The organism is Roseomonas sp. TS2, assembly GCF_058833935.1.
The window spans coordinates 1-8842 of sequence record NZ_JCACVY010000183.1 but is presented as its reverse complement, the minus strand read 5'-3'; the positions used below and the strand labels follow the sequence as shown (position 1 = coordinate 8842).

The 8842-nt window shown below is 75.4% G+C and carries 8 protein-coding genes; 4 read left to right on the top strand and 4 right to left on the bottom strand.

Features of this window, described 5'->3' with window-relative positions; translation table 11 throughout:
* Positions 1 to 196 precede the first annotated feature (196 nt).
* Positions 197 to 778: a TlpA disulfide reductase family protein gene (locus ACZJYS_RS20375; RefSeq protein ID WP_493180123.1), complete on the bottom strand. Its 582-nt coding sequence runs from the start codon at positions 776 to 778 to the stop codon at positions 197 to 199.
* Between the two features lie 15 nt (positions 779 to 793).
* On the opposite strand from ACZJYS_RS20375, the gene argH reads away from it, so the two are divergent.
* Both argH and ACZJYS_RS20365 read left to right on the top strand, forming a co-directional pair.
* The gene (gene argH / locus ACZJYS_RS20370) at positions 794 to 2194 is read left to right on the top strand and encodes an argininosuccinate lyase (RefSeq protein ID WP_109516891.1); all 1401 of its coding nucleotides are present in this window, start codon (positions 794 to 796) and stop codon (positions 2192 to 2194) included.
* Complete coding sequence (locus tag ACZJYS_RS20365) at positions 2191 to 2343, top strand: hypothetical protein (protein ID WP_181378098.1); 153 nt, start codon at positions 2191 to 2193, stop codon at positions 2341 to 2343. The genes argH and ACZJYS_RS20365 overlap by 4 nt, the downstream gene beginning before the upstream one ends.
* 19 nt (positions 2344 to 2362) lie before the next feature.
* On the opposite strand, the gene ACZJYS_RS20360 is transcribed toward ACZJYS_RS20365, so the two are convergent.
* Together ACZJYS_RS20360 and ACZJYS_RS20355 are read right to left on the bottom strand one after the other, a co-directional pair.
* Positions 2363 to 3256: a formate/nitrite transporter family protein gene (locus ACZJYS_RS20360; RefSeq protein ID WP_109516892.1), complete on the bottom strand. Its 894-nt coding sequence runs from the start codon at positions 3254 to 3256 to the stop codon at positions 2363 to 2365.
* Positions 3257 to 3309: 53 nt separating this feature from the next.
* Positions 3310 to 3822: a 2'-5' RNA ligase family protein gene (locus ACZJYS_RS20355; RefSeq protein WP_109516893.1), complete on the bottom strand. Its 513-nt coding sequence runs from the start codon at positions 3820 to 3822 to the stop codon at positions 3310 to 3312.
* A 57-nt stretch (positions 3823 to 3879) separates the two neighbouring features.
* On the opposite strand from ACZJYS_RS20355, the gene lysA reads away from it, so the two are divergent.
* On the top strand, positions 3880 to 5223 hold the full coding sequence (gene lysA, locus ACZJYS_RS20350) for a diaminopimelate decarboxylase (RefSeq protein ID WP_493180122.1): 1344 nt from the start codon (positions 3880 to 3882) through the stop codon (positions 5221 to 5223).
* Complete coding sequence (locus tag ACZJYS_RS20345) at positions 5208 to 7775, top strand: TIGR02302 family protein (protein ID WP_493180121.1); 2568 nt, start codon at positions 5208 to 5210, stop codon at positions 7773 to 7775. Before lysA ends, ACZJYS_RS20345 begins: the two co-directional genes overlap by 16 nt.
* Positions 7776 to 7791: 16 nt before the next feature.
* On the opposite strand, the gene ACZJYS_RS20340 is transcribed toward ACZJYS_RS20345, so the two are convergent.
* On the bottom strand, positions 7792 to 8842 hold a 1051-nt coding region (locus ACZJYS_RS20340), incomplete at its 5' end, for a DUF2125 domain-containing protein (protein WP_493180120.1).

The following is an 8842-nucleotide window of genomic DNA, read 5'->3' as shown; positions in this document are numbered from 1 at the left end:
GGGCGGCGCGCCGGTGCCGCGCACCGCCTCCAGGCATTCCCGGAAGGCCGCCAGGATCGCGGCGCGGCCGCGCGGGGCGTCGCCCTCCTGCATCAGCATCTGCAACAGCCCGAAGGCGACCGCCTGCTCGCTGTCACCGGTAACGATGATCCTGGGCTTGGGCATCCGGATATTCTCCTGGCGGGGAAGGGGGGCGTCAGGTGGCGCCTGTGGTGGAATCGGCGCCGGGGCCGGCCAGCGCGCGCAGCGCCGCCAGGAATTGCGGGTGGTCCCAGGCGGCGGCGCCTTCCAGCCGCGCCACCTCCTGCCCCTGGCGGTTGACGACGAGGCTGGTGGGCAGGCCGCGCGAGCCGGTGGCGCGGGCGGCGGCGCCGCGCGGGTCCAGCCAGATCTTCAGGTGCTTCACGCCGGTGCGCTCGTAGAAGGGGCGCACCTGCGCCGCGCCGCCCCGGTCGGAGGAGAGCGCCAGCACCGCCCAGCCTTCTGCCGCCAGCGCCGCCTGGGCACGGTCGAGCGCCGGCATCTCGGCCACGCAGGGCGGGCACCAGGTGGCCCAGAAATTGATCAGCAGCGGGCGTCCCTTGAAATCGGCCAGGTTGCGCGTCTGCCCCGCGGCATCGGTGAAGTCGAAGGCGGGCACGGCGCGGGGTGCGGTGCGGCTCAGCTTGCCGAAGCCCTCCGGCTCCTCCGCCGCAATCCCTTGCCGTGCCGGAAGCAGCGTGGTTAGGGTCGCCCCCGCCGCGAAGAGCGAGAGCAGGGAGCGGCGTTCCAGCAGCACGAGGCAGATCCTTCCTTGTCCAGTCACAGTCGCAGCCAGGGCAACCAGCAGTGGGGCGGGCGCTACAGCGCCGGACCCTCGGCGATCATGGAGGCCATCAATGCCTCCATCGGGTTCGACCGCAAGATGTGGCGGCAGGACATCCGCGGCAGCCTGGCCCATGCCGCCATGCTGCGGCATGTGGGGATCATCTCCGCCGATGACGAGGCCGCCATCCGCGAGGGCCTCTCGGCCATCGGCCAGGAGATCGAGGCCGGCGAGTTCCCCTTCAGCGAGGCGCTGGAGGACATCCACATGAACATCGAGGCGCGGCTGACCGAGCGCGTGGGCGAGGCCGGCAAGCGGCTGCACACCGCGCGCAGCCGCAACGACCAGGTGGCGCTCGATGTCCGCCTCTGGGTGCGCGACGCGATCGACGGGCTGGACGGCCAGCTCGCCGACCTGATGCGCGCCCTGACCGACCGCGCCGACGAGCACGCCGCCACGGTGATGCCGGGCTTCACCCACCTGCAGCCGGCGCAGCCCACCACCCTCGGCCACCACCTGCTGGCCTATGTGGAGATGCTGGGGCGCGACCGCTCCCGCCTCGGCGACTGCCGGGCGCGGATGAACGAGAGCCCGCTCGGCGCCGCCGCGCTGTGCGGCACCGGCTTCAACATCGACCGGCACATGACGGCCGCCGCGCTCGGCTTCGACGGGCCGACGCGCAACAGCCTCGATTCGGTGGCCAGCCGCGACTTCGCGCTGGAGTTCCTCTCGGCGCTCTCGATCTGCGCCACGCACCTCTCCCGCTTCGCCGAGGAGATCGTGCTCTGGACGAACCCGTATTTCGGCTTCGTCAAGCTGTCGGACGCCTACACCACCGGCTCCTCGATCATGCCGCAGAAGCGCAACCCGGACGCGGCCGAACTGGTGCGCGCCAAGGTGGGCCGCGTCTCCGGCGCGCTGATCGGGCTGATGACGGTGATGAAGGGCCTGCCCCTGACCTACGGGAAGGACATGCAGGAGGACAAGGAAGGCATCTTCGACGCCGCCGAGACCATGGCGCTGGCGCTGGCCGCGACCGCCGGCATGGTGCGCGACATGAAGCCCGACGTGACCCGCCTGCGCGAGGCCGCCGGCGCCGGCTTCTCCACCGCGACGGACCTGGCCGACTGGCTGGTGCGCGAGCTGCGCCTGCCCTTCCGCGACGCGCACCACGTCACCGGCCGCCTCGTCGCCAAGGCCGAGGCGCGGGGGGTGGACCTCTCCGGCCTGTCGCTGGAGGAGCTGCAGGCGGAGGAGCCGCGCATCCACAGCGGCATCTTCCATGTGCTGAGCGTCGAGGCCTCGGTGGCGTCCCGCACCTCCTATGGCGGCACGGCGCCGGTGAACGTCCGCCGCATGGCCGCCGAGTGGCGGGAGCGGCTGGCGTGAGGGCGCGCGGGATGCGCGGCCTGGCCGGGCTGCTGGCGGTGGCGCTGCTGGCGCCGCTGCTGCTGGCCGCCTGCGGCCGGCCGGGGCCGATCCGCGCCCCAGGCCCGCCGGAGGAGATCACCTACCCGCGCAGCTACCCGAGCCGCTGAGGCGGGCGGAGGGGAGGGCTCAGGCCTTCTCCTCCAACTCGTCATGCACCTGTCCGTAGGAGAGCAGGGCGAACAGCGCCGAGCCGCCGATGATGTTGCCGGCCAGGAAGGGCAGCAGGTGCCCGATCAGGCCCTGCCCCAGCCCGAGCCGCCCCTCGAAGACCAGCAGGAACACCTCCACCGAGCCCGCCACCACGTGCGATAGCTCGAACAGCGCGATCAGGTAGGTGACCAGCGTGATCACCCAGAAGCGCGCCGTCTCGGCCAGCGGCAGCAGCCAGACCAGCATCGCCATCATCCAGCCGGAGAAGATGGCGCGCAGGAAGGCCTGCGGCGCCGACAGCTCCGCCATGTGCAGCGAGACCGCCAGCGCCCCCGAGCGCACGAAGGGCGGCAGCACCCCGTCATAGGAGAGCACGAAGGCGAAGGCCGCCGTGCCCACCATGTTGGCCAGGAACACCACCGACCAGTTGCGGGCCAGCGACGCCACCATCCGCCCCGTCGGGTGCGCCAGCACCGGCAGGAAGGCGGTCAGCGTCACCTCGGTGAAGAGCTGCTGGCGGGCCAGGATGACGACGAGGAAGCCCACCGTGTAGCCCCAGCTCTGCACCAGCGGGCGCCAGGGCGCATCCGGCAGCAGGGCGTGCAGCACCCCCATGGTGGTCACCGAGAGGCCGATGGAAAGCCCCGCCGCGAGGCCCGACCACCACAGGCTGCGCCAGGGCCGGCCCAGCTCCTCCGCGCCCTCCTGGCGCACGATCTCATAGATGGCCAGCGGGCGGAGCTTGGCGTGGTCCTCCACCTCCTCCCGCTCCTCGGCCGTCAGAGGGCCGGCGGCCTGCTCCACCTCCGCCTCCGGGTCGTGATAGGGCGGATAGGGCGGGTTGGGCTGCGGAGGCAGGTTGCGCGGCATGTATTGGGACCCAGGCTGGATGCGCCGGCAATGACCCAGCCTGCCGCCCGGTTTCAGGCGGCGAAGGGGAATTCTCCCGCCGCCTCCCACGGACCGCCGCGATAATGCCACAGCAGCAGGCCACGCCCCAGCCCCGCCCAGGGTGGCACCCGCGCCTGCAGGTCATCGAGCAGGGCGCGGGCGGCCTCCGGCTCCACCTTGTTCTGCACCGTCACATGCGGCCGGAAGCCCTGCCGGTCCTGCGGCGTCAGCCAGCCCTGCCAGTCCTGGGCGAGGCCGGAGCGCAGGGCGAGCAGGGCAGGCGATTCCACTGCGCAGGCCACGCCGCGCCCCAGCCCGCGCCAGCCGCTGAAGCGCAGCGGCAGCGGCGCCGTGGCGGCGGCCAGCGCGGCGAGCCTGGCGCCGATCTCCGCCAGCGCCGTACCCGGCAGGGCGTGGAACAGCGTCAGATGCGCCGGCAGGTGGTTCCGCTCGGGCGGGAAGTAGGCCTGGCGCAACTGGTCGAGCCGGATCTGGCTGGCCGGGTCGAGGGCAAGGCTGAGGATCAGCGGCGCGGGGTCGGTCATGCAACGGAAGTAGGGCTGGGGCGTGGCGTGGCCAGGGGGCGCGCAGTAGAATGCCGCATGGCCGCTCCGCTTCCCGTCGCGCGGGATACCGCCGACCCGTCCTTCGCCGACCTTCTCGCCGCCCGTCCGGCGCTCTCGCTGCACGCCCATGACGGGCTGCTGCTGGAGCAGGTGCCGCTCGCCCGCATCGCGCGGGAGGTCGGCACGCCCAGCTGGGTCTATTCCGCCGGCACGCTGCGCCGCCGCTACCGCGCCCTGCGCGCGGCGCTGGACGGCGCGGGGCTCGACGCCAGCATCCACTACGCCGCCAAGGCCAATGACAGCCAGGCGGTGCTGCGTGTGCTGCGCGCCGAGGGTGCGGGGGCCGACGTGGTGAGCGCGGGCGAGCTGCGCGCCACCATGGCGGCCGGCATCCCGGCCGGCGCCACAGTGTTCTCCGGCGTCGGCAAGAGCGCGGCCGAGATCCGCCTGGCGCTGGCCGAGGGCATCTTCCAGCTCAACGCCGAGAGCGCCGAGGAGGTGGCGATGATCGCCGCCATCGCCGAGGGCATGGGACTGCGCGCCCCCGTGGCGCTGCGCGTCAACCCCGATGTCGATGCCGGCACCCACGCCAAGATCACCACCGGCCGCGCGGACAACAAGTTCGGCATCGCCTACGAGGACGCGCACGCCCTTTACGCGCACATGGCGGCGCTGCCCGGCATCCGCCCGATCGGCATCGCCACCCATATCGGCAGCCAGATCACCGCCGGCATGGGCGCCTACCACGCCGCCTATGCGCGGCTGGCCGAGATGGTGCGGGGCCTGCGCGCCGCCGGCCTGCCGATCGAGCGCGTCGATTGCGGCGGCGGCCTCGGCATCCCCTACCGCGACGAGGTGGCGCCCGCCCCCGAGGCGCTGGCCGGCACCATCAAGGCGACGCTCGGCGGCCTTGGCCTGCCGGTGATGCTGGAGCCGGGCCGCTGGATCGCCGGCCCCGCCGGCGTGCTGCTGGCCTCCATCGTGCTGCAGAAGCAGGGGCGCGGCCGCCGCTTCCTGGTGGCCGACGCCGCGATGAACGACCTGCTGCGCCCCAGCCTCTACGAGGCCTGGCACGGCATCCTGCCGCTCAGCCCCGCGCGTTACGCCGCGCCGCTGGCGCCGGCCGACATCGTCGGGCCGGTCTGCGAGAGCGGCGACACCTTTGCCCGCGACCGCGCCATGCCCGACCTGCCTCCGGGGGAATTCATCGCATTTTTGGATGCGGGTGCGTATGGTGCGGTGATGAGCAGCACCTACAACGCCCGCCCGCTGGCGGCCGAGGTGATGGTGGATGACACCCGCTTCGCCGTCGTGCGTCCGCGGCAGACCCCGGAAGACCTGCTGGCGCACCAGCGCCTGCCGGAGTGGCTGACCCCGTGACGGCGCGGCGCGATCCGCTGGCCCGTCGCCTCGCGCGCGGGCGGCGGCTCGCGCGCCTGGCGCTGGGGTGGGAGGCGCTATGGCCCCGGCTCTGGCCGGCCCTCGGCGTCATCGGCCTGTTCCTGGTGGCGGCGCTCGCCGGCCTGTTCATGGCCGTGCCGCCCTGGCTCCACCTGCTCCTTCTCCTGGGCTTTGCCCTGGCCCTTGGGCTGGCCCTCTGGCGCGGGCTGCGCGGCCTCGCCTGGCCGGGCGACGCCGCGGCCGAGCGCCGCATCGAGGCCGCCTCCGGGCTGCGGCACCGCCCCCTCTCCACCCTGCGCGACCACGCCACGACGGAGGACCCGGCGACGCTGGCGCTGTGGCGCGCCCACCAGGCCCGCGCGCTGGCCGGGCTGAGCCGGCTGCGCATCGGCGCCCCCCGCCCGAACCTGGCGGCGCGGGACCGGCGGGCGCTGCGCGGCGGGCTGCTGGTGGGCCTCTGCGCGGCGCTGGCCATGGCCGGCGGCGAGAGCGGCGAGCGGCTTCGCCGCGCCCTCTGGCCCAGCCTCATGGCCGCCCCCGCCGGCGTGGCGGCGCTGCGGCTGGAAGCCTGGATCACGCCGCCCGGCTACACCGGCGCCGCCCCTGTCTTCCTCGGGCTGGAGGGCGGCAGCCTGACGGTGCCGCAGGGCAGCACGCTGCAGCTCGCCCTCTCGGGCGGGCAGGGCGGCGCCCCCGAGCTGCGCGTGGACGCGCGCGCCATTCCCTTCCGCACGCTGGATGCCGGCAGCCACGCGCTGGAGATGCCGCTGGAGCAGGGCGCCCGCCTCGCCCTGTGGCGGGAGGGGCGGGAGCTGGCCGCCTGGACCGTCAGCGTGCAGGCCGACGCGCCGCCCACCGCCGCCTTCGCCGAGGCGCCGGGGCCGGCCGCGCGTGGCCTCGCCCTCCGCCTGCCCTGGCGCGCCGAGGATGACTGGGGCGTCGGCGCCGCCCGCGCCGAGCTGCGCCTGGCGGCCCGCCCCGAGGCGCCGCCGCTGGTGCTGGAGCTGCCGCTCTCCGGCGGCAATCCGCGCCAGCCCCGCGGCGTGGCGCAGCCCGACCTCTCGGCGCATCCCTGGGCCGGGCTGCCGGTGCGCGCCCGCATCGTGGCGCGCGACGGCGCCGGGCAGGAAGGCGCCTCGGAGGAGGCCGGCCTGACCCTGCCGGAGCGCAGCTTCAACCACCCCGTCGCCCGCGCTTTGGTGGAGCTGCGCAAGGCGCTCTCGGCCGATCCCGGCGGGCGGGAGGCGGCGCGGCTGGGGCTGGACCGCCTCGCCGCCGCGCCCGAGGCCTTCGAGCACGACATCGCCACCTTCCTGGCGCTGCGCGTGGCGCGCCACCGGCTGCAGCGGGACCGCCGGCCGGAAGGGGTGGAGGAGGCCCAGGCGCTGATGTGGCAGACCGCCGTGGCGCTGGAGGAAGGCCGCACCGACCGCACGGCGCGCGCCCTGGCCGCCGCGCGCGAGGCGCTGCGCGAGGCGCTGGCCGAGGCCGAGCGCACCCCGCCCGACGCCGCCGCCCGCGCCGAGCTGGAGCGCCGCGTGCAGGAGCTGCGCGAGGCGGTGCAGCGCCACCTGGAGGCGCTGGCCGAGCGGCTGCGGCAGGAGAATGCCGAGGCCATGCCCTTCGACCCCAGCCAGCGCCTGATGGACCAGCGCGAGCTGGACCGCCGCACCCAGGAGATGCAGGACGCCGCCCGCGAGGGCCGCACCGACCGGCTGGAGCAGGAGCTGGCCGAGCTGGAGCGGATGCTGGATGCCTTGCAGGAGGGCCGCGTCGCCGCCCGGCCGGAGGGCGGCAATGCCCGCCGCCAGCAGCAGCAGCAACAGCGCGGGCAGCAGCAGATGGGCGCGGTGCAGGACATGGTGCAGCGCCAGGGGGAGATGCTGGACCGCAGCCACCAGCGCGGCGAGGCCCAGCCCCCGAATGCCGGCGGCCAGCGGCAGGCCCCGCAATCCCGCCAGCAGGCCCAGGCCCAGGGCGAGGCCGGCCAGCAGGCGCGGCGCGATGCCAGCCAGCAGCGGGCACTGCGCCGCGCGCTGGGCGAGCTGATGCAGCAGTTCGGCGACCTCACCGGCGAGATCCCCGAGGCGCTGGGCCGTGCCGACCAGGCCATGCGCCAGGCGCAGGAAGCGCTGGGCCAGGGCGGGGACGCTGCGCCCCACCAGCAGCAGGCCATCCGCGAGCTGCAGGAAGGCGGCCGGCAGATGGCGCAGTCCATGCAGCGCCAGTTCGGCCAGGGGCAGGGCGAGGGTGAGGGCCAGGGCGAAGGCCAGGCCATGCCTGGCCAGGAGCAGGGCAGCGGCCAGGGCCAGGACCGCATGACCGGCCAGAACCAGGGGCGCGACCCGCTGGGCCGCCCCACCCGCGACGCGCCCGGCGCCAACGACCAGGGCAGCGACACCCAGGTGCCGCAGGAGGCCGAGATGCTGCGCAGCCGCCGCATCCTGGAGGAGCTGCGCCGCCGCGGGGCGGAGCGGGAACGGCCGGCCAGCGAGCTGGACTACATCGACCGGCTGCTGAAATCGTTCTGAGGCGGCGCCGCCCCCGTCACTCCGGCAAGGCGAGGGCGGGCAGCCGCGCCAGCGGGATGCGGGCGGCGGAGAGGGTGCGGTTCTCCAGCGTCACCGGCACCTCCAGCGTCGGCTGGCCGGTCTCCGGGTCGGGGCGAGAGAGCAGGGGCAGCAGGCCGCGCGCCAGCGTGGCGGTGCGCGGCGGCACCAGCCCGGCCGCGCCCAGCGCCTCCAGCAGGCGCGGCGCGCCGGCGATGCGCAGCGTCCCGGCGCCCACCGGCTGCAGGGCGGAATCCAGGGCCAGGGTGGCGGCGGCGCTGGCGGCCACCTCGCCGGCGCGCAGGGTCAGCGCCCGCACCTCCAGCGCGCCGCCGGAATCGCGCCATTGCGTGGCCCGGGCAGGCAGGGGGCCAGTCATGACCGCCTCCAGCGTGGCCGCCTGCACCTGCCGGCCGAGCGGCGTGTCCAGCGGCAGCATCACCCCGTCCAGGGAGAGGGAGAGGTTCAGGGCTGCCTCGCCCTTCCTGGCATCCGGCGCGGTGGCGAGGCGGGCGCTGGCGGCCTCCACCGCCGTGGCTTCCGCGCCGGTGCCGATGCGGAGCTGCGTGGCCGTGACCGTGGCGCGGTCCGGCGCCCTGCCCGCTTCCAGCGGCAGGGTGGCCAGAATCCGGCCGGCGGCGAAGGGCAGGATGGCACCGCCGAGGCGCAACGACTGCCGGCCCTCCGGTTCCGCCTCCAGCGTGCCGGGCCGCAGCAGGTGCACGCGCAGCGTCAGCGCCTCCGCCTGCCATCCGGCGCCGCCGGGCACCGCGACGCGCGGCGCCGGCAGGGCGAGGGTGGCGGCCAGCGGCCAGCCGCCCGGGCTTGACGGGCCATGCGCCACCTGCCAGCCCTGGGCGCGGCGGGCCTCGGCCCAGGCCTGGAAGCCGGCCTCCAGCCGTTGCGCCGCCAGGCGCCACAGCACGGCGTGGCCGGCGCCAAGCAGGGCCAGGGGCAGGGCCAGGCCGAGCAGCCACCAGCCGGCACGGTGCCGGCGGCGGGGCGAGGGGTCTTGCGGCTTCCGGGTCATCACCGGCCAGGGTATAGGG

What these genes read in the sequence shown, in the direction of transcription:
- ACZJYS_RS20355 (WP_109516893.1), bottom strand. Translation starts at nt 3,822, where the DNA reads ATGACCGACCCCGCGCCGCTGATCCTCAGCCTTGCCCTCGACCCGGCC.
- lysA (WP_493180122.1), top strand. Translation starts at nt 3,880, where the DNA reads ATGGCCGCTCCGCTTCCCGTCGCGCGGGATACCGCCGACCCGTCCTTC.
- ACZJYS_RS20360 (WP_109516892.1), bottom strand. Translation starts at nt 3,256, where the DNA reads ATGCCGCGCAACCTGCCTCCGCAGCCCAACCCGCCCTATCCGCCCTAT.